The sequence below is a fragment of the Flavobacteriales bacterium genome, assembly GCA_026129465.1.
In the GTDB taxonomy this organism is placed as follows: domain Bacteria; phylum Bacteroidota; class Bacteroidia; order Flavobacteriales_F; family PHOS-HE28; genus PHOS-HE28.
In genome coordinates this window covers 3,610,001-3,632,850 of the sequence record JAHCIA010000001.1, presented here as the reverse complement: position 1 = coordinate 3,632,850, position 22,850 = coordinate 3,610,001, and the positions used below count along the sequence as shown (strand labels likewise).

Annotated in this window: 20 protein-coding genes (1 of these 20 cut by a window edge); 8 read left to right on the top strand and 12 right to left on the bottom strand. The window is 63.1% G+C overall.

Going from position 1 to position 22,850, the window contains the following annotated elements; genetic code table 11:
* Positions 1-160: 160 nt before the first annotated feature.
* Positions 161-850, top strand: a complete 690-nt coding sequence (locus KIT10_15360; protein ID MCW5900638.1) for an ATP-binding cassette domain-containing protein — start codon at positions 161-163, stop codon at positions 848-850.
* 61 nt (positions 851-911) lie between these two features.
* Here the strand turns inward: KIT10_15360 and KIT10_15355 are convergent, their stop codons facing one another.
* The 6 genes from KIT10_15355 to KIT10_15330 all read right to left on the bottom strand — a co-directional run bounded on the left by KIT10_15355 (position 912) and on the right by KIT10_15330 (position 6,956).
* On the bottom strand, positions 912-2,039 hold the full coding sequence (locus KIT10_15355; protein MCW5900637.1) for a glycosyltransferase: 1,128 nt from the start codon (positions 2,037-2,039) through the stop codon (positions 912-914).
* Complete coding sequence (locus KIT10_15350; protein MCW5900636.1) at positions 2,032-3,156, bottom strand: glycosyltransferase family 4 protein; 1,125 nt, start codon at positions 3,154-3,156, stop codon at positions 2,032-2,034. Before KIT10_15350 ends, KIT10_15355 begins: the two co-directional genes overlap by 8 nt.
* Before the next feature lie 58 nt (positions 3,157-3,214).
* Positions 3,215-3,763: a hypothetical protein gene (locus KIT10_15345; protein ID MCW5900635.1), complete on the bottom strand. Its 549-nt coding sequence runs from the start codon at positions 3,761-3,763 to the stop codon at positions 3,215-3,217.
* 126 nt (positions 3,764-3,889) lie between these two features.
* Positions 3,890-5,248 carry a hypothetical protein gene (locus tag KIT10_15340; protein MCW5900634.1) on the bottom strand — a complete coding sequence of 453 codons (1,359 nt, stop codon included), beginning with the start codon at positions 5,246-5,248 and terminating at the stop codon, positions 3,890-3,892.
* A gap of 42 nt (positions 5,249-5,290) precedes the next feature.
* Positions 5,291-6,235 (bottom strand): T9SS type A sorting domain-containing protein, encoded by a 945-nt coding sequence (locus tag KIT10_15335; GenBank protein ID MCW5900633.1) that lies wholly within the window; start codon positions 6,233-6,235, stop codon positions 5,291-5,293.
* A gap of 373 nt (positions 6,236-6,608) precedes the next feature.
* Positions 6,609-6,956: a hypothetical protein gene (locus KIT10_15330; GenBank protein MCW5900632.1), complete on the bottom strand. Its 348-nt coding sequence runs from the start codon at positions 6,954-6,956 to the stop codon at positions 6,609-6,611.
* A gap of 300 nt (positions 6,957-7,256) precedes the next feature.
* Between KIT10_15330 and murB the strand changes: the two genes are divergently transcribed.
* The 5 genes from murB to KIT10_15305 all read left to right on the top strand — a co-directional run bounded on the left by murB (position 7,257) and on the right by KIT10_15305 (position 13,486).
* A complete protein-coding gene (murB, locus tag KIT10_15325; GenBank protein MCW5900631.1) occupies positions 7,257-8,276 on the top strand; it encodes a UDP-N-acetylmuramate dehydrogenase in 1,020 nt (339 codons plus the stop codon).
* Between the two features lie 100 nt (positions 8,277-8,376).
* Positions 8,377-9,438 (top strand): cytochrome-c peroxidase, encoded by a 1,062-nt coding sequence (locus KIT10_15320; protein ID MCW5900630.1) that lies wholly within the window; start codon positions 8,377-8,379, stop codon positions 9,436-9,438.
* A 49-nt stretch (positions 9,439-9,487) separates the two neighbouring features.
* Positions 9,488-10,567, top strand: a complete 1,080-nt coding sequence (locus KIT10_15315) for a c-type cytochrome (protein MCW5900629.1) — start codon at positions 9,488-9,490, stop codon at positions 10,565-10,567.
* Positions 10,568-10,605: 38 nt separating this feature from the next.
* On the top strand, positions 10,606-12,780 hold the full coding sequence (locus tag KIT10_15310; protein MCW5900628.1) for a DPP IV N-terminal domain-containing protein: 2,175 nt from the start codon (positions 10,606-10,608) through the stop codon (positions 12,778-12,780).
* A gap of 85 nt (positions 12,781-12,865) precedes the next feature.
* On the top strand, positions 12,866-13,486 hold the full coding sequence (locus tag KIT10_15305; protein MCW5900627.1) for a T9SS type A sorting domain-containing protein: 621 nt from the start codon (positions 12,866-12,868) through the stop codon (positions 13,484-13,486).
* Here the strand turns inward: KIT10_15305 and KIT10_15300 are convergent, their stop codons facing one another.
* The 5 genes from KIT10_15300 to dnaB form a co-directional block, all read right to left on the bottom strand.
* The gene (locus tag KIT10_15300; protein ID MCW5900626.1) at positions 13,487-14,695 is read right to left on the bottom strand and encodes a M28 family peptidase; all 1,209 of its coding nucleotides are present in this window, start codon (positions 14,693-14,695) and stop codon (positions 13,487-13,489) included.
* Positions 14,696-14,733: 38 nt separating this feature from the next.
* Positions 14,734-16,698 (bottom strand): T9SS type A sorting domain-containing protein, encoded by a 1,965-nt coding sequence (locus tag KIT10_15295; protein ID MCW5900625.1) that lies wholly within the window; start codon positions 16,696-16,698, stop codon positions 14,734-14,736.
* Between the two features lie 121 nt (positions 16,699-16,819).
* Positions 16,820-17,395 carry a DUF5606 domain-containing protein gene (locus KIT10_15290; protein ID MCW5900624.1) on the bottom strand — a complete coding sequence of 192 codons (576 nt, stop codon included), beginning with the start codon at positions 17,393-17,395 and terminating at the stop codon, positions 16,820-16,822.
* A gap of 46 nt (positions 17,396-17,441) precedes the next feature.
* The gene (locus KIT10_15285) at positions 17,442-18,737 is read right to left on the bottom strand and encodes an asparagine synthetase B (protein MCW5900623.1); all 1,296 of its coding nucleotides are present in this window, start codon (positions 18,735-18,737) and stop codon (positions 17,442-17,444) included.
* Positions 18,703-20,244, bottom strand: coding sequence for a replicative DNA helicase (dnaB, locus tag KIT10_15280; GenBank protein ID MCW5900622.1), 1,542 nt, complete (start codon positions 20,242-20,244; stop codon positions 18,703-18,705). Before dnaB ends, KIT10_15285 begins: the two co-directional genes overlap by 35 nt.
* Positions 20,245-20,479: 235 nt before the next feature.
* On the opposite strand from dnaB, the gene KIT10_15275 reads away from it, so the two are divergent.
* Positions 20,480-21,736 carry a hypothetical protein gene (locus KIT10_15275; GenBank protein ID MCW5900621.1) on the top strand — a complete coding sequence of 419 codons (1,257 nt, stop codon included), beginning with the start codon at positions 20,480-20,482 and terminating at the stop codon, positions 21,734-21,736.
* 3 nt (positions 21,737-21,739) lie between these two features.
* Here the strand turns inward: KIT10_15275 and KIT10_15270 are convergent, their stop codons facing one another.
* Complete coding sequence (locus KIT10_15270; GenBank protein ID MCW5900620.1) at positions 21,740-22,732, bottom strand: acetyl-CoA carboxylase carboxyltransferase subunit alpha; 993 nt, start codon at positions 22,730-22,732, stop codon at positions 21,740-21,742.
* 83 nt (positions 22,733-22,815) lie between these two features.
* On the opposite strand from KIT10_15270, the gene ispE reads away from it, so the two are divergent.
* Positions 22,816-22,850, top strand: partial view of a 4-(cytidine 5'-diphospho)-2-C-methyl-D-erythritol kinase gene (gene ispE / locus KIT10_15265; protein MCW5900619.1) — the start only. The gene runs 790 nt beyond the window's last position; only the first 35 of its 825 coding nucleotides appear in the window; it begins with the start codon at positions 22,816-22,818; its stop codon lies off the right edge, out of view.

The following is a 22,850-nucleotide window of genomic DNA, read 5'->3' as shown; positions in this document are numbered from 1 at the left end:
GAATTATCCACGCGGGTCTGTTGGTCCGTAGGTGGGTTGAATGTTGGAGTTCGAGGCGTTCGAGGTCGGGGCGGCACAAGGCATGAAACGTGCCGGTCGATAAGCCGACAGCATCAGCAACGTGGACATGGCATCGGAAATTTCAACCTTTGGCCCGGCCATGAGCGACAGCCCGATCATCCTCCTGCACGGCGTGCGGATCTTCCAGCGCGAGAATCTGGTGTTGAACAACGTGGACTTCACCGTGCACAAAGGCGAGTTCCTCTACCTCATCGGGCGCACGGGCAGCGGCAAGAGCAGCTTGCTGCGCACGCTCTATGGCGACCTGCCCTTGCGCGAGGGCGAGGGCCACGCATGCGGTTACGACCTCTCGAAACTGAAGCGCTCACAGGTGCCCTACCTGCGCAGGAAGATCGGCATCGTGTTCCAGGACTTCCAACTGCTGACGGACCGTTCGGTGAACGACAACCTGCTCTTCGTGCTGAAGGCCACGGGCTGGAAGGAGAGGAAGCGGATGGACGAACGCGTGCAGCAGGTGCTGGAAAAAGTGGGGCTGGCGAACAAGGGCTACAAGATGCCGCACGAACTCAGCGGCGGCGAACAGCAGCGCGTGAGCATCGCGCGGGCCCTGCTGAACGACCCCGAACTGATCCTGGCCGACGAACCCACCGGCAACCTGGACCCCGAGACCACCGGCGAGATACTGGACCTGCTGTTCCAGATCAGCCGCAGTGGCCGCAGTGTGATCATGGCCACGCACGACTATACCCACATGAAGAAGGTGAACGCCCGTGTGGTGCGCTGCGAGGAGGGCCGCCTGCTGGAGTTGAGCGCGGCGGGCGCGGTGTGATACCAGTGGAGAGTATCAAGTGGTGAGTGGTGAGTGCCCCGGAGGTAGCACTCACCACTCGCTACTTGCCACTCTCCAACAGCCCCACGATCGTCTCCGCGTTGCGCCGGTTGCTGAAGCGCTCTTCCAGCACACGCACCCGCGCCTCCAGCGCCTGTCCGTTGGCGGGTTTGGCCATGCAGGCCAGGATGCTCATGCGCATGCCGCCGGGGTCGTCGTGCACGTGGCAGAGTTCCTCCAGGCCGGTGCCTTCCACCATGGGCGTGTTGCAAACCACGTGGCGGCCGGTGAAGAGGCAGAGCAGCAGCTTCAGCTTGATGCCCGTGGCCTGGAAGGTGGGCAGCACGTTCACCTGCGCCTCGCGCACCAGCCGGTGGATCTCCTCGGTGCCGATGTCCTCACGCAGGTCCACGTTGGGGCATCGGGCCACGGCGCGGCGCAGTTCGGGGCTGGCATCGCTGCCGGCGATCACCAGCTTCGCGTCCAGGTCCTTGAAGACCTTGCGCACCAGGAATAGCGCGGCCTGGTCGTTCTCGGGCACGCCAAGCGCGCCGTGGTAGAAGGCGAATCGGCCAAGTCCATCCGGCACGCTCACCTTGTCGCTGGCGTGGAAGGCCGGCACATGCGTCACGTTGTGGAAGTGCGCGTCGAAATAGCGCTGGTCCTTGGGTGAGATGGCCAGTATGTGGTGTGCCTCGCTGAGCACGGGCTCGAAGCGTTGCAGCTTGCGGGCCTCGTTGATGAAATAGGTGCGGCGAAAGCCGCTGCTGGCGGCCTTGGCCAGCGCGGCGTAGTAGTCGTGCTCCACGTTGTGTGCGCGCACCAAGCGGCGGCGGCCCGCCAGGCGCGGATCGCCCAGGTGGTGGCAGCAGTGCAGGCCCTCGAACAGGATGGGGTGGTCGTCCTTCAGCAGGCGGTCCATCAGCGATTCGCTGCGCCGGCTCACCACCACGTAGGGCAGGTTGCTGAAAAGCTGCAGCTTGCCCAGCTTGCGGGAGTAGTAGTACACCTTGTGGCAGAAGCGCTCCAACTCCTTGGCCTTGGGGCGTCCGTACTGGAAGCAATGCAAATGCACCTTCACGCCCAGTTCCGCGAGCGCCCTGGCCTTGTAGAAGACATCGATCACCCCGCCATAATTGGGCGGCGCGGGCACGTCGAAGCTGACGATATGCAGGTGCTGTTCAGCCAAGGGCGCTCAGGAACGCCCGCAGCGTCCCCATTTCCTGGACCCCGTCCAGCGAGGCGGCCGCGAAAATAGCCTTTTCACGCAGGGCCTCCTGCCGTGCGGGATCGGCCATCAGGGCGCGCACCTCGCTAGCGATCAGCGCGGGATCGGGCCGGCCGATCACGATGCCCGCTTCGTACTTCCGCACGATGCCGGCCACTTCCGGCAGGTCGGTCACCAACGCGGGGATGCCGGCCCGGAAATAGTCGAAGAGCTTGTTGGGCAGGCTGTAGCGGTAGTTCAGGTGGCCGTCCTTGTCCAGCGATAGGCCCAGATCGGCGTTGCGGGTGTAACGCATCATCTCTTCGTAGGGCATGCGGGGCAGCAGGCGCACACGGTCCTGCAGGCCATGCTCCTTCACCAGGCGTTCCAGCACGGGCCAGGCATCGCCCCCGCCGATCAACAGCAAAAGTGCGCCGGGCAGTTCGCGCATGGCCAGCACGGCCTCCTCACCACCCCGGTCCACGTTGATGCCACTGCCCTGCAACACCAGCATGAAGCGGTCCTCCGGCAACCCCATCGTTCCACGCACGGGCAGCGGCCCCAGCTCGCGCGGCATGGGGATGTTGCGCACCACGGCCGGCCGCACCCCATAGCGCAGCTCGTAGGCCCGTGCGATGCTGTCGTTCACGGTGATCACGTGGCGCAGACTGGGGAAGATCCAGCGCTCCATGACCAGCCAGACCTTGCGGGCGAAGCGCGGCCGGCCATCGGGGCGGAAGAGTTCAGGCACTTCGGTGAAGAACTCGTGGCTGTCGTACACGATCCGCTTGCCCCGCAACCGGGCCACCAGCCAGCAGGGCAGCAGGGTGTCCAGGTCGTTGGCCACGATCAATTGGCAGCGCGCGAAGAGCAGCAGCAGGAAGAGGCGCTTGGCATATTCCCCGTAGAACAACGGCCCCTTCCGGAACAGCAGCCGCATGCGCCGCGTGTCGTAGGGGCGCTCCAGCCACATACTTCCCGGCAATTTGCGGCCCACCAGCAGCACTTCGTAGCCCAACTCCTGCAACACGGTGCAGGTGCGGTGTACCCGGTTGTCGGTGCCGAGGTCGTTGGTGACGCAAACGATGGCGCGGGGCATGGGGCAAAGGAACGGCCCGACATCATGTGCCGGGCCGTTCGCCGTGAAAGGCAGGTACCTACCGCACCTTCACCGCCCGCTTCACCAGCGGTTCGCCGTCCAGCAACAGCGTCACGTAGTACACCCCCGGCGCCAGGTGCGCGGTGTGCCAATCGTAGTGGTGATCGCCTGCGGAGGCCAGGCGCTCATGCAAGACCTGGAGTTGCTTGCCGTCGCCGCTGTTCACCAGCAGTTGCACGCGGCCCGCGCGTTCCAGCGTGTAGCGCACGGTGGTGGCATCGTTGAAGGGGTTGGGGTCGATGCGCAGCAAGCGCTCCAGCGCGGGGTCCTGCTTCACCTGGCCGTGGCCATCCATCGGCCCGGGCTGGTAGGACTTGTCGGTGTCCTGGGCGCAGCAGGCGGCCACTTGCTCTTGCATGGCGGCCATCTGTTCCTGAAGTTGTGCGATGACCTGTTGTTGCGCTTGCACGGCGCCCACCAGCACGGGGATCAGCCCATCATAATTTATGGCCTTGAAGGTCAGTGCCGGTTCGGTATCCGTGCCCGTGCTGTCGATCGCCGCAGGGCGTTCCACGTCCATGACCAGTTCCGGCAGGATGACTTCCACCTCTTACGAGAGCAGACCGATCTGCCCGCCCGTGGGCAGGGAGAGGTAAGGCATCTCTTGTGTGGCGAAGGCATAGCGTTTGGGCTTCAGTTGCAGCACCAGGTCCAGCGCCTCCTCCAAGGCCAGCTATTCGATGCCGGTCTTCAGGTTCGCGTCGGAGTAGGTCCATGCTGCCGCGCCCAGAAAGCCGCGCCCTTCGAAGTACGCACCCCAGTTGTTGGCCGAAAAAGTCGCTCCCGATCCTCGGCCATATACACCGATGCTACGGGAAGCCAGGCCATGGCCGTTGGATTCACCGCGCACACCATAAAGCACTGCGGTATTCATCGGCCCCCAGTTGGCTCTGAAAGCCGTGCCCAGTAAACCAGTGGAGTTCCTTGAGCCGGAAGCCTCTCCATGCACGCCTGTCAATGGTTGAATGTTCAAGGTCTCGACCATGGGCGGGGTCTGCACCGTTCCACGGATGGCCGTCCCCTGGGTACTTTGTGCGAAGTAGTCCGAGAGGATGCCTCCTAGGAAGTTGTTCGATTCCGCGAAGTCGTGCATGACGTGCAACTTGAACTTCGGGTCCACCATGCCGATCCCCACTCCTTTGTCCTCTTGGGGGCAGCCCGGATTGCCCTGGTATGCGGTTGAAATATGCGCATTGGAACCCGGCGGGCCTTGCAGCGTCCAAGCGCAGTTCTCGAACGCCATGGTGTTCAACGGGCGCCAATGCAAGCGGCCGGTAGAGTCGGTCACCACCACCATGTCCAAGGAGTCGCTTTGGTAGTCCGGTACCAGGCGACGCAAGCGGATGGTGCGCTCCAGCAGGTCCAGTCGCTCATCGGGTTGCAACCCCGCGTTGAAATAATCGCCGAGGCCGAGGAAGCCTTCATTGCCGCTGGTGTCGGGGATCATCCGCGCGATCTCCAGGCCATTGGTATCCGCAGCGGTGCCGGTCAGGTATGGCGCCCGGGTGAAGATGAAGCGGAGAGCATCCGGACCGAAAGCCGAAACATCCTCCAGGTTATCAGCCCAGCCGATCACCGCATCCACCCGGTCCGGCGCTTCCTGCTTGGTACCCACGTACATCAGATCGGAACCCAGGGTACACAGCGTGCCAGTGCGCATCCAGGGGCGCCAGCCTACCAGCACGCCTCCCTTGTGGTCCAGATGCAGCAGCGATACGGGCCTGTTCACCACCGTGGTGCTGAAGTCCCCGATGCCGACAAACCCCGATAGGTTCTGGCCGGGCCATTCCTCGCCAACATCCACACTGGGCAAGTAGGGGTTGATCCGCATCCGCAGCGTATCGCTGGTGCTGAAGTGGATCGGCAAGTGGGGGATCGTGCGCAGGTGCAGGGGGATGGTGCTTGAGCCATCGCAGCCCAAGTAGTCAGTGCTCGCAATGATGTTGTTTCCACCTTGGTCCCATGGTTGGGCCAACGCCCCGTTCATGGCAAGCAGCATGCAGCCTGCCAGTAGAATTTGCTTCGTTCTCATCGTTGTTCGTTCTGTAGTTCAACCAAAACGACCGGACGATACTCAATGCACCACGACGAACTTTCCAGATCGCTTCACACCAGCACCTTCAAGCAACACATGGTAAAGCCCAGCAGGATACTCACGCGTTGCCAGCACCACCTCATTGCTCCCCCATACCTCTCGATCAAGCACCAAACGGCCCAAAGCGTCCAGCAGCGATACCCGTTGAACCGGCATGCTGCCCCAGCCGATCAACAGCCGATCACTGGCCGGATTGGGCCACAGGCTGATCTCCTCCATCAAATTCTCCTGAACCGAGGTCCACATGGGGCAAGCTTCCGGGTCTGTGGAGAGACATGCGGCATCAACATACACGTAAGCCTTGTTGGGGTTGCCGGGCCCGATGACCTGTACAGCGGTATTGGCATTGCTGAAGTGGTTCCCGATAACCACATACCGGTAAGCGCTGTCGGCCACGAAGCTGCCGCTGACCAAGGTCCAGCCAGTTGTGTCTGAAACCACTTGCTGGGTGTACACATGTGCATGGTTGCGCAGCGTGATCTGCGGCATACCCATCACCCAAGGGACCATGTCCATGGTGAAAAGCATGCCGATGTTGTTGCATGCACTTCCCGTTTGCTGTGGTCCACCGTATGCCGCGTTGACCCAGAAGCTTGCGTAATAGGTCTGACCAACCGTCAATGGCGATAGCAGCTCCGATCCGATCATCTCACGGTGATCGTCCACCAAATAGGCAAACAAACCGGAGTAAGATCCTCCCTCTTGCGGGTACTGAAACCCGACTGTATTCAATGGAACCCCATTGACTGAACCATAGGGTACGCAAGAACGAAAGTAATCCGGGGTCTCAGAAACAGGTTCCCAGTGAGTTGGTTTCCCATTGGGCCAAAAACCCAATTGCACCGCACATGTGTCGGATTCCTCAAAGCTCCCGTTAAGGATTAAGTTCTGAGCATCGGCAAACCGAGGCACGATGAACAGCATCCAGCAGCTTGCAAGCCTCGCGGCCTTTGGCCGCCACCCGCCGTTCATCCTGTGGTGAAGCATCGTTCGTTCGTGTTGATGCGTTATCGGTCCGGTCCTCTGCCCTTGTTGTCTTTCAGTGCCGCCGTACGTTCGGGCGTGCGCCTCAGCACCCAAGATAAAGACCGCCATCGGTGGGCGTTGCGCTGCTTACTGCCTGCATGCCGCAGGCATTTGCTTCAGCAGCGTGTGTCGGTTGGGTACCCCGGTCCTCAGGCGCTGCGGCCTTCGGGCCGGGGCCGTCGCAAGCGCTGCCTGGTACGCAGCGTGATCCGGTCACCAACGGTGGTGATCGTTATCGCACAGCGCGTGTGGAAAGACGGTGCGCCCTTGCTTAGGCGCGGAGGATGGTCGCCGCTACCTTGTGGTGTTGGAAGATCAGCGGTCCAGCGGTCCAGCGGTCCAGCGGTCCAGCGGTCCAGCGGTCCAGCGGTCCAGCGGTCCAGCGGTCCAGCGGTCCAGCGGTCCAGCGGTCCAGCGGTCCAGCGGTCCAGCGGTCCAGCGGTCCAGCGGTCCAGCGGTCCAGCGGTCCAGCGGTCCAGCGGTCCAGCGGTCCAGCGGTCCAGCGGTCCAGCGGTCCAGCGGTCCAGCGGTCCAGCGGTCCAGCGGTCCAGCGGTCCAGCGGTCCAGCGGCCCAACGGCTCTGCGGAGCGAAGAAGATATGCTCAGGCCACGCGTTCATGATGAACGAATGTAGCGTGGAATTCCGCAGATAGTATGATCTGTCCATAAGTCCGAACCGTGCGATGCACGTTTCGCCATCGCTCGCGGAACGGCCGATCAGCGCAGCGCGTTGAACAATGAACGCTGAACACTTCACGGCCCCTTCGCACCCATCAATTACCGCGTCACCTTCACCGCGCGTTCCACCAACGGCCTGTCTGCCTGACAGGCAGGCCCGTCACATCAGCCATGGCCTGTGTACAACCGGAGCACAGCCTTCCGCACGCACTACCAGCACACCCGGTAAACTTGCCCCACCATGCAGCTGCACCGCCACGCGAGCCTACGCGCGTTGAACACCTTCGGCATCGATGCGCGAGCGGAATACCTGGCGCGCTTTCGCGATGCGAACGAACTGCGCACGCTGCTGGCCATGCCCGAACTGCAAGGCATGCCACGCATGGTGCTCGGCGGCGGCAGCAACGTGCTCTTCACGCGCGACTTCCGCGGCGCGGTGCTGCTGAACGAGGTGCCCGGCATTGCCGTGGCCGCGATGACCGAGGATGTGGTGCAGGTGCATGTGGGCGCTGGTGTGGTCTGGCACGAACTGGTGGAACATTGCGTGGCGCAGGGCTGGGGCGGCATCGAGAACCTGAGCCTGATCCCCGGCAGGACGGGCGCCGCACCCATGCAGAACATCGGCGCCTATGGCGTGGAACTGAAGGATGTGTTCATGTCCTTGGACGCGCTGCGCATCGAGGATGGCGAGCTGGTCCACTTCAAGCGCGACGATTGCGCCTTCGGCTACCGCGAGAGTTTCTTCAAACGCGAAGGCCGCGACCGTTTCGTGATCATGGGCGTGACGCTGGAACTGCGCCGGCGCGGCCACGAGCTACGGACGGACTACGGCGACATCCAGGCCGAGTTGGCGCGCATGGGCGTGACCGAGCCGACGATCAAGGACGTAAGTGATGCGGTGATCGCCATACGCCGCAGCAAGCTGCCCGACCCCGCGGTGATCGGCAACGCGGGCAGCTTCTTCAAGAACCCGGTGGTGCCCGCGTCCATGGCGGAGAGGATCAAACAGGACCATCCGAACATGCCCGCCTATCCGGCCGGCGAAGGCCAGGTGAAACTGGCGGCGGGCTGGCTGATAGAACAGTGTGGCTGGAAGGGGCGGCGCCTCAACGGCCACGGCGTACACGACCGACAGGCGCTGGTGCTGGTGAACCACGGCGGCGCTTCCGGCTCGGACATCTACGACCTGAGTGAGCAGGTACTGCGCAGCGTGCGTGGGCGATTCGGGGTGGAGCTGGAGCGGGAGGTGAATGTGGTCTAGTGGGCCATTTCCGGTTGTCAGTTTTCGGTTGAACGTGGCTTTGGGACCATGACTTGGCAACAACCCCCTCCCCGACCTTTGTCTGGTGCCTTTCGGACCCATGCCCCGCATCGCGCCACTGACGATCGCCCTGCTGCTGCTGGCCCTGGCCTGCGGCCGATCGCGGCAACTGGTGGGCACATCCGAACCGCACGGTCCCACACGGCTGGAGTTGACCATCCCTGCCTGGGCACTGGATACGGCGCATCCCCTGAACCTGCCCTACGACAACCCCCTCACCGTGGAAGGTGTGGCATTGGGCCGACGGTTGTTCCATGAGCCCCTGCTGAGCGGCGATGGCACACTATCCTGCGCCAGCTGCCACCAGCAAAAGCAGGCCTTCAGCGATGCGCGCAACTTCCCCACGGCCTACGGCAATGAGCGCAACAGCATGCCGCTGTTAAACCTGGCCTGGGACCATTACTTCTTCTGGGATGCCCGCGCGCTGAGCCTGGAACTGCAGGCCTTCGAGCCGGTGACGGCGCACCAGGAGATGAACAGCGACTGGCGCACGGTGGTGGCGCGCTTGCAAGCGCATCCGGCGTACCCGGCCCTGTTCCTGCGCGCCTTCGGAAGCCCGTTGGTGGACAGCCTGCATGTGGCTTACGCCTTGGCGCAATTCGAGCGCACCTTGCTGAGCTTCGGCAGCCGTTTCGATCAATGGCGCTACGCGGGCATGGCCGATGCGCTGGATGATCAGGAGCAGCGCGGTTGGCAGGTCTTCAGCGGCAAGGGACACTGCATCGACTGCCACACACCGCCGCGATTCACCGATGGCCGTGTGGTGAACATCGGCCTGGAGACCGAACCAGTGGACAATGGACTGGGCGCACGCACCGGCATCGCCTGGCACATGGGACGCTTCAAAACCCCCAGCCTGCGCAACCTGGCCGTGACGGCACCATACATGCACGACGGCCGCTTCGCCACGCTGGAAGAGGTGGTGGAATTCTATGCCACCGGCGTTAGCACCGATGCCGCCACGCTGGACGCCCATATGGAGCCCTGGGTCAAGGGACAAGTGCTGCTCACCAGGCAGGATCGTTCCGACCTGGTGGCCTTCCTGCGCACCCTCACCGACGAAGCTTTTCTAGCGGACCCGCGCTTCGGACCACAAGAATGAGGACGATGAGGCCGTGCGGCCGACACGACTTTCACCGAAATTCGCGCTGATGCCGCAACCCAAGAAGACCCTCCTTGCACTGGCCTTGCTGCTGGTGGTGGCGATCGCCTGCCGCCGCGACCCGGCCTGGCCGCCAGGCGACCACTGGAGCGGCCCCACCCCGTACACCATGCAACTGCCCGCCTGGGTGCATGACAGCCTGTACCCGCCACACCTTCCCGGCAACAACCCCATGACCGTGGAGGGCGTGGAACTGGGCCGGCGGTTGTTCCATGAGAAGGCGCTCTCGGACAACCATACCATGAGCTGCGCCAGCTGCCACCTGCAGGCGAACGCCTTCAGCGACCCACTCACCTTCTCGGTGGGGACCGACGGCAGCGTGGGCACACGCAACGCCATGGCCGTCATCAACCTGGCCTGGGATGAGCACTTCTTCTGGGACGGCCGCGCGCACTCACTGGAACATCAGGCCTTCCTACCGGTGACCGACCCCGCCGAGATGCGCAACACCTGGCCCGAGGTGGAAGCACGGCTGCGGGTCCATCCGGAATATCCGGAATTGTTCCGCAAAGCCTTCGGCACGGCCGACATCGACAGCGTGCGCATCGTACAGGCCATCGCGCAGTTCGAACGCACCCTGGTGAGCTTCAACAGCCGTTTCGACCGGTTCTACTACGGCGGTGACAGCCTGGTGATGACCGAAGCCGAGCAGCGCGGCATGGAGGTCTTCTTCCGCACCGGCCATTGCATCGACTGCCACAAACCACCCCTCTTCGCCGACCACGGCCTGCGCAACAACGGACTTGACCTGGTGCATACCGACCCCGGTATGGGGGGTGTCACCGGCATCAGCTGGCAGATCGGCGCGTTCAAGACCCCCACCCTGCGCAACATCGCGTACACCGCGCCCTACATGCACGATGGCCGCTTCGCCACGCTGGAGGAGGTGGTGCATTTCTATGCCGAGGATGTGCAGCTGGCCTCGCCGAATCTGGACAACCACATGTTCCCCTGGGTGGAGGGGCTGGTGAACCTGAGCATGCAGGACCGCGCCGACCTGGTGGCCTTCCTGCATACGCTCACGGACATGTCCTTCCTGCTCGACCCCGCGCACAGCGACCCGCATTGAGCGCGTTGGCGCATCTTCGTGGTCCACACCTCCGGACCATGTCACGTTGCATCAAGCTTCTCCTCGCGACCGCCACCCTGCTGGTGTCGCTGCCCATCGCCGCGCAGCAACAACTCACCCTGCGCGACGCGATCCTCAAGGCGGGGACCGATCTCGCTCCCCAACGCATCAAGGGTCTGCAATGGATCAAGGATGCCGACAGCTACAGCTTCGTGGACGGCGATGCGCTGAAGGCCGGCTTCATCGGCAAGCGCATGGACGAGACCATCGTGGACCTGGCAACGCTGAACGCCGCGCTGGATGATACCGTGAAGCTGCGCGCGATCCCCGCCGTGGAATGGGAAAGCGCCGATCGTTTCCGCTTCATGCACCGCAACGGTGTGCACGTCTTCGACCGCGGCAAAGGCGATCTGGAAAAGCGCCTTGTACTCCCAGAGGGCGCGGAACGCTTGGACACCGAGGAGCGCAGCGGGCGCGTGGCCTTCACCCTGGGCGAGGACATGCACATCGCATTCCCGGGCGGCGAAACGCGGCGTGTGACGCATGATGGCACGGACGGCATCGTGAACGGCCGCAGCGTGCACCGCGAGGAATATGGCATCACCAAAGGCACCTTCTGGGCACCCGGGGGTGAGCGCATCGCCTTCTACCGCATGGACGAAAGCATGGTGGCGCTCTACCAACTGGAGGATCTAGCCACAAAGCCCAGCACCTTCACGCCCCTGCGTTACCCCATGGCGGGACAGACCAGCCACCACGTATCCGTGGGCGTGCACGATGTGCGCAGCGGCCGCACCGTGTTCCTCAAGCATGCGGGCGCACCGGACGACTACCTCACCAACATCAGCTGGAGCCCCGACGGCCGACATGTGCATGTGACGCATCTGGACCGCAAGACCGAGAACCTGCGTCTGGTGCGCTATGACGCCACCACTGGCGATGCCCTGGCCACGCTGCACAACGAGCAGGACAAGAAGTATCTGGAACCGCAACATCCCGGGCATTTCCTGGAGGGACGCGCTGGCCACTACCTGTGGTGGAGCCAGAGCGATGGCTGGTGGCACCTGTACCTGCGCCATGTACAGCGCGGTGCCGTGCGGCAGCTCACGCGTGGACGCTGGGTGGTGAAAGACGTGTTGGGCTTGGACCCGAAGGAGAGCACCGCGTGGGTGAGCGGCACCGGTGAGATCGATCCGATGGACCCGAAGGGCGCCATGGAGACACACCTCTACCGGGTGGACCTGCTCAGTGGCAAAACGCAACGGCTCACCAACGAACCCGGCACGCACCGCGGACAACTCAGCAGTGATGGGCGATACCTCATTGACCAATGGAGCAGCCTGACGATCCCGGGCCGCACCGTGATCCGCGACGCGCGCACCGGCGAGGTGATGAAGAACCTGCTGGACGCGCCCGATCCCTTGAAGGACCATGTCGTCGGCACGGTGGAATCGCTCACGATACCGGGGGAGAACGGTGCGATGCTCAACGCACGCCTCATCAAGCCCAGCCATTTCCAGCCGCGCAACAGATATCCTGTGCTCATCTACGTGTACAATGGCCCGCATGTGCGGCTCGTGGGCAACAGCTTCCTGGGCGCGGCGCCGCTGTGGATGCTGGAGGCCGCCGAGCGCGGCTACATCGTGTGGACCCTGGACGGCCATGGCAGCGCCGACCGCGGCCGCGACTTCGAGCAGGCCATACACCGGCAGCTGGGGATCACCGAAGTGAAGGACCAGATGCATGGCGTGGCCTGGTTGGAGAAGCAGCCTTTCGTGGACCCTGAGCGCATCGCCGTGCATGGCTGGAGCTATGGTGGCCACATGACCACCGCCATGCTCCTGCGTCATCCCGGCCGCTTCAAGGTGGGTGTGGCCGGCGGCCCGGTGATGGACTGGACGCTCTATGAAGTGATGTACACCGAGCGCTACATGGACACACCCGAGGAGAACCCAGAGGGTTACGCCGCCACCGCCTTGCCACCGCTGGCCGGGCAGTTGCAGGACGATCTGCTGTTGATCTCCGGCGTGCGCGACGACGTGGTACTTCCCCAGCATTCGCTCAGCCTCATCAAAGCCTGTGTGGACGCGGGCGTGCAGCTGGATTACTTCGCCTACCCCGGCCACGGCCACAACGTGCGTGGCAAGGACCGGCTGCACCTGATGGAAAAAGTGCTCCGCCACATCGATCAAAGGATGCTCTTCATGCGTTGATGGCACAGGATACCGGGGATGGCGCCGCATGGGGCGTGACATATCCCCCTGAGTGACCTATCATCGCCGATCGAACCACCACCATATGCGCCAGCTCAGCATTCTCTCCCTTCTGATCCATTTCGCCGCCTACACTCAGACCACTTGGAATGTGCAAGTTGGCGGCAGCCTCAGCGGTGGGGCCCTGCCATTCTACAACCCGCAGAACCTGGTCATCGACGAAGGCGACGAAGTGGTCTGGACCAATGTGAGTGGCACCCACAACGTGAACGGAAGCACCACACTTTTTCCCGGCAATCCGGAAAGTTTCAATTCCGGCGATCCGAACTTTGGCAACTGGACCTTCAGCTTCACCTTCACCCTACCGGGCACCTACAACTACCACTGTACCAGCCAGGGCCACTCGGCCACGCAGAATGGACAGATCGTGGTGGTGCCATCGACCACGGTGTCGGAAATCACGGTCGCGCCCTCGATCCAGGTCTATCCGATCCCTGCCTCGGATCTCCTCTTTGTGGAATGGACCTCGCCCACGTTACGGTCCATGGAGGTCTACAACCTGGAAGGCCAGCGCGTGATGGAACGATCGATCGCCGGTGTGGACCGCGTTGGGATCGGACTTCAAGGACTTCCTGTCGGCGCCTACTTCCTGCGCTTGATCGGCACGGACGGCGCTGTGATCACACGCCCCTTCCGCAAGTCCTGATCAGTTCGGCACGCGCAACAGGCGCAGCGCCATGGGAGCCTGTTGGCCTGCACGGGCCACAATTTGATAGGTTCCTGCGGATAGTCCGCCGAGCGGCAAAGTGAAGCTGTGCTTGCCTGCTGGAAGCTGTCCGGCATGCGGCCGCGCGACCTCCCGGCCCATGGCATCGAGCAGGACCAGGTCCACACGGGTCGCCTCGGGAAGTTCAAGCCACAAGGTGGCATCGCCTTCCGTCGGATTCGGGAAGGCATAGAGCGCGGCGGCCGGACCGGCCACATCGGCCACGTACTGCGGGCCACCGACCGGCACGGCCAGTGTGGCCAGCGTGGCGATGGAAAGCTTCGCGAGTTTCTCATAGTAGGGCACGTCGAAGTGTTCCACCTTGTCGTTGATCGTGTGGTAGTACGGATTGCCATCGGCACCGAACTCCTCGATCACCAGTATGGCGCTGTAGCCCTCATTCCAGAAAGAGGCATGGTCGCTGTAAGTGGCGCCGGGGTTGGTGAGGATGAGGTCCAGGTCGATGTCGTAGTCGGCGCGTACGGTGAAGACCATGTCCGAGAGCTGGAACGATTGCGCGATGGGCCGCGTGTGGATCCGGGCCTTGGTGTCGCCATTGCCGTCGTAGGCGATCGCGTCCATGTTCACCACGCCCCGCAGGGGAGCGTCATTGGCCGCGAGACCGGCGGCGTGGAAGGCACTGCCCACCAGGCCCTGCTCCTCCTCGTCCCAGAAGGCGAAGAGGATCGAGTACTCGAATTCGATGTCGCGCAGCACACGGGCGGCCTCCAGCACGGCCCCACAGCCGCTGCCATCGTCATCCGCCGCAGGGGCGGCCAGCATGCCACCCGGCATGGCATCGAAGTGCGCGCATAGGATGTAGTACTCGTCAGGATGTGTGGTGCCCTCCTTCCACGCGAGGATGTTCCTGCCCGTGGTGCTGAAGGATTGCTCGATGGGCTCATAGCCGAACCCGGCCAGCTTCAGGGCCAGCCATTGCTCGGCGATGATGTTGCCCGGTGCGAACTTGTGCCGGCTCACGATCAGCTCCGGCCCGTTGCCGATGTCCACCGGTGTTTCGCCCGAGAGTTGTTCCACGTAATGCATCATGGAGTCGATGCTGAGGGCGTCGAGGATCGACTCCACCACGGGATGCTGCGCCTGGGCGGCGAGCGGCAGGGCGAACAGAAGCGATAGGATCTTGCGCATCACCCAAAGGTAGTCCTCGTGGCTGGAGGCCGCGGCCATCAGAAAGCGACCACCCGTTCCACGAAGTCGCGGCCGGCGGTGCGCACCACCACCACATAGGTGGCGGCCACGCGCGGCAGGCGCACGGTCCAGGACTTCTCGCCAGCGGGTACCAGCTTGGCCACGGAGGCGCCGCGCAGGTCATACACTTCGATCGCCTGTACACGCGCCCCGATGCCTTCGATGCGCAGCAGACCATCGCGCACGGGGTTGGGGAAGATGCGCACGCCGAGTTCCCGCAGATCGTCGATGCCCACGCTCAGATCGGTGATGGCGGTTTCCTTGATCAGCACCGGGGTGCCGTCGGCCGCTTCGTACATGGCGCGGAAGGTGTCGATCTCCGGGGTGCTGTACGCGAACATCTCCTCCATCCAGCGCGGCGGCGCGGCCTGGTACCAGACACGCGCCTCGATCTCGATCAGGCCCGAATGGCCGTTCATGGGCACGTGGTAGTGGGTGATGTCCGTACCGCTTCCCTCCACCCCATTCTCGAAGCGGTTGAAGTCGACATCCCCGGCCGGCACCCCGGCGATGAGCGTGGTGTCGTAGCTCGGGTGGGTGGTGGTGAAACCGAGCGGTGGCAGGCGATTGTCCTTCAAAGGGAACTTCGCGCGCTCCAGCACGGTGGTCTTGTCGCCGTTCACGTCGCCCATCACCATCTCATAGATCTGCGCCTGTTGCGGTGCGCGTATCACATCGTGGTGCGGCTCCCAATCGTCGTCGTGGCCGATCACCTCGTATTGCGGATCCCATCCTCCGCTCTGGAACATCACATTGCCGCCCGCATCGCGAACCGTCAGTTCGATGAAGGCACGCCGTGCGGGATAACCGCTGGGAAACTTGTGGCCGGCGAGGTTGGTGAGTTTCACGGCGATGAAGGCCGTATCCAGATCGCGCTCCGTCACGGATACATCCATCAGCAGGGTGTTCTGTTTCAGCAGGCGGTCCGTGCGTGCGATGGTGCTGTCGAACTGCTCCGGCGTGGCGGTAAGGCCCAGCGCGGTGATGTTGTTCTTCAGCAGTTCCAGCATGAAGGTGTTGGCGCCGGCGAAATGGTGCAGGCCAAATGGACTATGCCCTTGCAGGAAGAGGTAATTGGCCGAGATCACCACGGCATCGTCGATGCGCGGTACGTGGCAACCCTGACAGGAGACGCCACCCTCTGGGTCGCTGTTGGTATCGAAGACGGAATTGATCCACTCGTGGTAGGTGGCCTGCTCCACGAAATGATCGCCCGTGGGGTTGCCCTGCAGGTCGGCCGTTTCGGTGATGAGGGTGTGGCAGCCAGCACACAGGCCGGCATCGTTGATGTGCGCACCAAATAGCGGGGTGTAGCCCACGAAGGAGGTCATCGGCGAGCCGAAGACATTGTCATAGGGGCCATAGACCACACGGTTGGTATCGAAACGCAACTCGCCGGAGAAGAGCAGGCCCAGGCTGTCCGGACCCTGCATGTGGCAGGCGAGGCAGGATACGCCGTCCTGCGCCACGGGATCCCAGATGAGCTGGGAGATGCCGTAGGGGCCCGTGCCGGAGTAGAAATGGTCGTAGCGGCCCATGGGCGCATGGCAGGAAGTGCATTTGTCCTCCAAGGCGGTCTGGTGCGCCGGGTTCACGGCCACCTCATGGCTCACCTTGGCGCGCCAGAAGGGGTCGCGTGCGCTGTTGGCCATCATGGTGCTGCGCCAGTCGTCCATCACATTCACGTCGTTGCCATCGGCGTCCACGCTGGCGTAGTTGTTCATGATGTCCGGGCCATGGCAACCGTAGCATTCGCCGCTGGCCATGAAGAAGTTGTTCGAACCGCTGGCCAGGCCGCCTCCGCCCTTGAAGATGGCCATTTCGCGGTCGCTGTGGTAGGCACTGGCCTTGGGCAGCCGCCCATCGGCCCACGCGGCCAGCAGGAGAATGGCGCCCGACAGGACGGCGATGATGAGGGCACGAGGACGCTGGAGGAAGGACATGCTCATGGGTTCCGAACGCAGGTGCCGCAAGTTACGGGGGGCACGGGGTGAGATGCTCCGCCGTGGTGGTCGCCATTCCCACCGCGAGCCGTGGGATCCCTGAAGTGCGGGTTGCTTCGCCTCAGCTGCCCCGTTGCGCGGACTTGCGCATGGTGGTGGCCTTGGCCTTGCTCGTGCCCGCAGGCTTGGGCGCGGTGGTGCGCGCCGCCTTCGCGGGTCCGGCCTTCTTGGGTTTGGCGTCCTTGGCGGACGTGCCGGCGGCCTTCGCACCCTTTTCCTTTTCCTTCTCCTTCTCGGCTTTCTCCTCCTCTTCCTTCCTGGCGAGATCCCCGGCCTTCAGCAGTTGACCATACCACAGGAAGAACTTGCGGACATCACTGCCATAGATGCGCTCACGGTCATGGTCCGGCAGCACCTCACCCAGCTTCGCGAAGAGCTTCGCCTCGTCCTCCTTGGGGTCCAGCGACGCCTTGCCACCTTCCAGCTCGTAAAGCTTGCGGAGCACCTCGCCCACCGGCACATCATCACCCTTGGTGTACATGCTGATCTCCTCCAACGCACTGACCGGCACGGAGAGGGGCACGGGCAGGCGCTTGCCGTCGGTGAGGGATTCCACGATGAGCGCCTGGCGGCCTTGGGCCACGATGCGGAAAAGACCGGACTTGCCGGCAATGGTGATGATCTTGCTGAGGTCCATGCGTGCTCCTTGGAGGCGGCCAAGGTAACCACGGCCGCCCTGGTGTTCAGGTCTTCTGCTTCTTCTTGCGCGCGGCGGGGAAGAGGATGTTGTTCAGAATGAGCCGGTAACCCGCCGAGTTGGGATGGAGGCTGAGGTCGGTCGGCGGATCGCCCACCATATGCTGGTAGTCCTCCGGATCGTGGCCGCCATAGAAGGTCCATTGCCCCAGGCCGTATTCGCCGTGGATGTATTTCACGGTGCCGTGGGCCTTGTTCTCGCCCATGACGGTGACACCGGGCTTCACCAGGTCCTTGCGGAAAGCGGTGGTCTGGCCCATGAAGCCACGCACGACCTGCTCGTGGCTCTGGCACAGCATGGTGGGCACGATGTCCCACTTGGCGCTGAAATCGAACAGGGTGAAGAAATCGCGCGGCTGTCCGATGCGGGCGTGGATGTCCGTGGCGTCGATTTCGCTGAACTCGTAGATCATGGGATCGGTGACGAGCTTGAAATCCTTGAAGGCGAAGGTCTTGTTGTAGTCCAGCTTCTGCTGGGCCTGCGGGTCCATGGGGTCGCCATCGAACTCCGCTGTGCAGATGTCCACGCCTTCGGCCGCCAGCGCGATGTCGTAGGAGTCGGTACCGCTGCACATGGTGAAAAGGTATCCGCCGCCGGCCACATAATCGCGGATCCGCAAGGCCACGGCGAGTTTCATCTGGCTCACCTTGGCATACCCGAGTGAGGCGGCCATGGCCTCGGCTTCGCGCACCATGGCCTGGTACCAGGGCGCGTTCCGGTAGGCCCGGTAGAATTTGCCATACTGGCCGGTGAAATCCTCATGGTGCAGGTGCAGCCAATCGTACATGGGCAATGTACCCGCGATGATCTGCGGATCGTAGATACGGTCGTAGGGGATCTCGGCGTATTCCATCACCAGGGCCACCGCATCGTCCCAGGGCTGGAAGGATTCCGGTGCGTACACAGCGATGCGCGGGGCCTTCTCCAGCCTCACCACCTCCATGTTCACCTCGGGGTCGGCGATCTCGCTGAGGATGGCGGCCGCCTGCCCATCGGCGATCACCTGGAAGGTGACGCCGCGAATGGTACACTCCTGCTCAACGGCACGCACATGCTCAATGAGAAAACTGCCGCCCCGGTAGTTGAGCAGCCATTCCACGGGCAGATCGCGCTGCAGGACCCAATAGGCGATGCCATAGGCCTTGAGGTGGTCCCGCTGGCTGCCATCCATGGGTATGAGCAGCTTGGTGGCCTGGGCACCCAGCCCAACGAGCATCAACAGCAGGACGATGATCGCCCGGCGGAGGTCAGAAAGGAGCGCTTTGGTCTTCGTCAGGGTCATCGTTCATTCTGCTGGGCCTGGTAATGGTACGGAAGCCGCCTCCCGGCCCATCGGATCCCATGCCACCAACGCCGAGATCGGCGCCGAAGGTCTCCAGATCCGTGAATTTCGCCAGTTCGGAGATGAATCGCAAGCGCACGGTGTCCACGGCGCCATTGCGGTGCTTGGCCACGATCACCTCGCCGATGCCCAGCGTGCTGCCATGCTGGTCCTCGTAGATCTTGTAGTACTCCGGGCGGTAGAGGAAACACACCAGGTCGGCGTCCTGCTCGATGGCGCCCGATTCGCGCAGATCGCTGAGCATGGGCCGCTTGTCGCCACCACGGGTCTCCACGGCGCGGCTCAGCTGGCTCAGGGCGATGATGGGGATCTCCAGTTCCTTGGCGATGCTCTTGATGCTGCGGCTGATCTGGCTGATCTCCTGCTCACGATTTCCGCCGCGGATCTCCGTACCGGAGGTCATCAACTGCAGGTAATCGATGATGATCAGGTCCACCTTGTGCTCACTCTTGAGGCGGCGGGCCTTGGCGCGGAACTCATAGATGTTGAGTCCGGCGCTGTCGTCGATGTAGATCGGCGCCTTGTCAAGCCGGGCGATGTGCTTGTGCAGGATCTCGAACTCCTGATCGCTGAGTTCGCCCTTGCGCAGCTTCTCCGAGCTGATCCCCGATTCACTGGCGATGAGGCGCGTGACGAGCTGCGTGCTGCTCATCTCCAGGCTGAAGACACCCACGGCCCGGCCATGCTCCACGGCGATGTTGCGCGCCATGCTGAGTACGAAGGCGGTCTTGCCCATGGCGGGCCTGGCGGCGACGATGACCATGTCGCTGGGCTGCCATCCGGCGGTGAGCTTGTCCAGCCCAACGAAACCCGTTGGCACACCACTGATGCCGCCGGTCTTGTTCTTGGCGTTCTCGATCTGCTCGATGGAGCGGCCGATCAGCGCGCTCATCGGTTCGTAGTTGCGCTTGAGGTTGCCGCTGGTGACCTGGTAGAGACCATTCTCGGTCTTGTCCATCAGGTCGAACACGTCCGTGGCGTCATCGTAGGCGTCGCGCATGGTCTCCGCGCTGATGCGGATCAACTCGCGCAGGATATGCTTCTGGTTGATGATGCGCGCGTGGTACTCCACGTTGGCGCTGCTGGCCACCAGGTTGGTGAGGCGGCTGATGTAGATCGGCCCACCCACCAGGTCCAGTTCATGTTTCGCCTTGAGCGCCTCGGTCACCGTGAGGATGTCCACGGGCTGGCCGGCGCCGAAGAGATCCTTGATCACCGCGTAGATGCGCTGGTGGGCGTCCACGTAGAAACTCTCCGGTTGCAGGATCTCGATCGCCTTGTTCACGGCGTTGCGCTCGAGCATCATGGCGCCGAGCACGGCCATTTCCAGGTCGGGCGCCTGCGGTGGAAGGCGGCCAGCCTCCTGGGCGGTCTCCAGTAGGGAGGCCACGGGACGGCGGGTGGTCCCGCGCCGGCGATCGGGTGCGGTGTAGGGTTGGTCTGACATGTATCGCAGGACCGGCCTGGTGGAGCGCGTGGTGGCGGATCGCCGATGTTCGCTGCGCCCTGGTACCGGGCCGGGGTGGCGAAATTAGCCGCGCGCTCCACCGGCGATCGCTACCTTGTGGATAACTGATGAGCACCGCATCAACGATCCGATCGTGAAGATCTTTTCCGCATACGGACAAGTGTGGGTGACGTCGTGGTGGCGTATGGGGTGGATGACCTTGCTGCTGTGCGCCTTGTCCGTCGCGGCATGCAGGAAAGACCTGGACACCACCGCGCCCAAGGTGACCATACTTCTGCCCGGGGCGGGTACCACACTTTCCATCCCGGACACATTGACCGTGCGCGTGCGGGTGGAGGATGACCGTGGTTTGAAGAGCGTGTGGATGGCGCTCACCGATGTGAATGGTGTGCCTGTGGCTCCCGCGGTGCTGGTGCCGGTGGATGGAAGCTCGGCGACGATAGAACGGGATATTCCCGTGTTGGATGAAAGGATCACGTCGGGCATGTACACACTCACCGTACGCGCGGATGATGAGACGAACACCGGAAGCGCATTCCGGCCGGTGAACGTGCAAGCCGCACCGCTTCGGCTCAGGGCGGTGTTCCTGACCACGCCCTTCGGCGGCACACCGGCCACCATCACCCGCATCGACAGCTTGGGGGGGCAGTCCACATTCCTGACCATGGCCGACGTGAATGGCGGCACCGCCGTGGGCCATACGCGCCATGTGGTCCTGGCTGGCGGCCAGTCGGCCCCCATGCTGGGTGTGCCCACATGGAGTGGTGCGGGCAATTGGCAGGTGGCCAATCAGAATGCGCTTGCACAGCCCTTTTTCCGGCACCTGCGACTGGACCCCACCGATGGCCGGGTATACTTCGGCACCAACGACGGTTTCATCCGCGGCTTTCTGGGCAGCGGTTCCCAGACCTTCACGGCACAGGCGCAAGCAGGCTTCCTGAGCATCGCCACGGCCGTGGTAGGCGATCGGTTGATGGTGGCGGAGCAGGCCATCAGTCTCCCGGAGCGTCGCATGGTCAGCTACACTTATACGAGCGGTATCCCCTTGGCATGGCATCCATTGGACCTGGATGTGCGGCACTTGGACAAGCGAACTTCCAGCACAGCCTTGGTCTTCGGCGATCGCGCGGGCGAAGGTGTGATCCAAGAACGTGATGTGATGCAGGGAGGCGTGTTCGAGATGCGCGTCTTCAGCGAAGGCGGCATCCGATTCGTGGCCCGCCTGAACGGTGATACTTGGGCGATCGCCCTGCCGGACAAGGTGGTGCGCTTCCATTACCCCACGAATACGGTGGTGACACTGGCCCAGGGCATATCGGCCACGTGGCTCGCTTTTGAGGAAGCCACGGGAAGGATCTATGCGGCACAGGACGCCACGGTCCATCTGATCGACCCCGGAACAGGCCAACAGGTCGGCACCATATCCGCACCGCACCCGATCGGCGCGGTGCTGCCCTTGTTGAATCGCTGATGGTCAGGCGCGAGACCGCTTGCGCTCCGCCTTGGGCTGGTCCTTCAGCACCACACCCATGTCGCAGAACTTGCGCATGCGCCGTTCTACGAGCTTGTCCGGGTCGGTCCTCACCAGTTTGTTGAGGTGTTTCACCACTTCGGTCTTCACCAACTGACAGGCCATCTCCGGATCGGCATGCGCCCCGCCTGGTGGTTCCTGAATGATGCCGTCAATGAGTTTGTTGGCGAGCATGTCCGTGGCGGTAAGCTTCAACGCCTTGGCGGCCTGCTCCTTGTAGTCCCAGCTGCGCCAGAGAATGGAGGAACAGGATTCCGGCGAAATGACGCTGTACCAGGTGTTCTCCTGCATCAGCACTTTGTCGCCAACGCCAATGCCCAAAGCACCGCCCGAGGCTCCCTCGCCGATGATGATGCAGATGATGGGCACACGCAGCTGGGTCATCTCCAGGATGTTGCGTGCGATGGCTTCGCCCTGTCCGCGCTCCTCGGCTTCCAATCCCGGATAGGCCCCGGGCGTATCGATGAGGGTGACCACCGGCTTGCCGAACTTCTCGGCCAGCTTCATCAGCCGCAGTGCCTTGCGGTAGCCTTCCGGGTTGGCCATGCCGAAGTTGCGATACTGGCGCATCTTGGTGTTGATGCCCTTCTGCTGTCCGACGAACATCACGGTGCGGCCGTCGATGGAACCGAACCCCCCCACCATGGCCTTGTCATCCTTCACGGTACGGTCACCGTGCAATTCGACGAATGAACCAGCGGACAGGACCTCGATATACTTCAGGGTGTAGGGGCGGTCGGGGTGACGACTCACCTGCACCCGCTCCCACGGCGTCAGTTTGGCGTAGATCTCGCGTCGGGTAACATCAAGCTTTTCCTCCAGGTCCTTCAGGCTGGCCTTCACGTCCACACCACCCTGGTCCGCCACTTCCTTCAGCTTCTCGATCTGCTCGATGAGGTTCTGGACGGGCTTCTCGAACTCCAGAAAGGTCTGCATGCTCGTTCGTTGGGAGAGCGAAGGTAGAAGGATGAGGAATTGCGCATGGAGGCTATCGTGCCACAGGTACTTTCGCCGTTGATATGATCGTCTTCCCCCACGCCAAGATCAACCTGGG

Coding starts and splice junctions, on each gene's coding strand:
- KIT10_15360 (MCW5900638.1), top strand. CDS start 161: ATGAGCGACAGCCCGATCATCCTCCTGCACGGCGTGCGGATCTTCCAG.
- KIT10_15295 (MCW5900625.1), bottom strand. CDS start 16,698: ATGTCCTTCCTCCAGCGTCCTCGTGCCCTCATCATCGCCGTCCTGTCG.
- KIT10_15300 (MCW5900626.1), bottom strand. CDS start 14,695: ATGCGCAAGATCCTATCGCTTCTGTTCGCCCTGCCGCTCGCCGCCCAG.
- KIT10_15350 (MCW5900636.1), bottom strand. CDS start 3,156: ATGCCCCGCGCCATCGTTTGCGTCACCAACGACCTCGGCACCGACAAC.
- KIT10_15330 (MCW5900632.1), bottom strand. CDS start 6,956: ATGAACGCGTGGCCTGAGCATATCTTCTTCGCTCCGCAGAGCCGTTGG.
- KIT10_15305 (MCW5900627.1), top strand. CDS start 12,866: ATGCGCCAGCTCAGCATTCTCTCCCTTCTGATCCATTTCGCCGCCTAC.
- murB (MCW5900631.1), top strand. CDS start 7,257: ATGCAGCTGCACCGCCACGCGAGCCTACGCGCGTTGAACACCTTCGGC.
- KIT10_15285 (MCW5900623.1), bottom strand. CDS start 18,737: ATGACCCTGACGAAGACCAAAGCGCTCCTTTCTGACCTCCGCCGGGCG.
- KIT10_15335 (MCW5900633.1), bottom strand. CDS start 6,235: ATGCTGTTCATCGTGCCTCGGTTTGCCGATGCTCAGAACTTAATCCTT.
- KIT10_15315 (MCW5900629.1), top strand. CDS start 9,488: ATGCCGCAACCCAAGAAGACCCTCCTTGCACTGGCCTTGCTGCTGGTG.
- KIT10_15340 (MCW5900634.1), bottom strand. CDS start 5,248: ATGAGAACGAAGCAAATTCTACTGGCAGGCTGCATGCTGCTTGCCATG.
- dnaB (MCW5900622.1), bottom strand. CDS start 20,244: ATGTCAGACCAACCCTACACCGCACCCGATCGCCGGCGCGGGACCACC.
- KIT10_15290 (MCW5900624.1), bottom strand. CDS start 17,395: ATGGACCTCAGCAAGATCATCACCATTGCCGGCAAGTCCGGTCTTTTC.
- KIT10_15310 (MCW5900628.1), top strand. CDS start 10,606: ATGTCACGTTGCATCAAGCTTCTCCTCGCGACCGCCACCCTGCTGGTG.
- KIT10_15320 (MCW5900630.1), top strand. CDS start 8,377: ATGCCCCGCATCGCGCCACTGACGATCGCCCTGCTGCTGCTGGCCCTG.
- KIT10_15270 (MCW5900620.1), bottom strand. CDS start 22,732: ATGCAGACCTTTCTGGAGTTCGAGAAGCCCGTCCAGAACCTCATCGAG.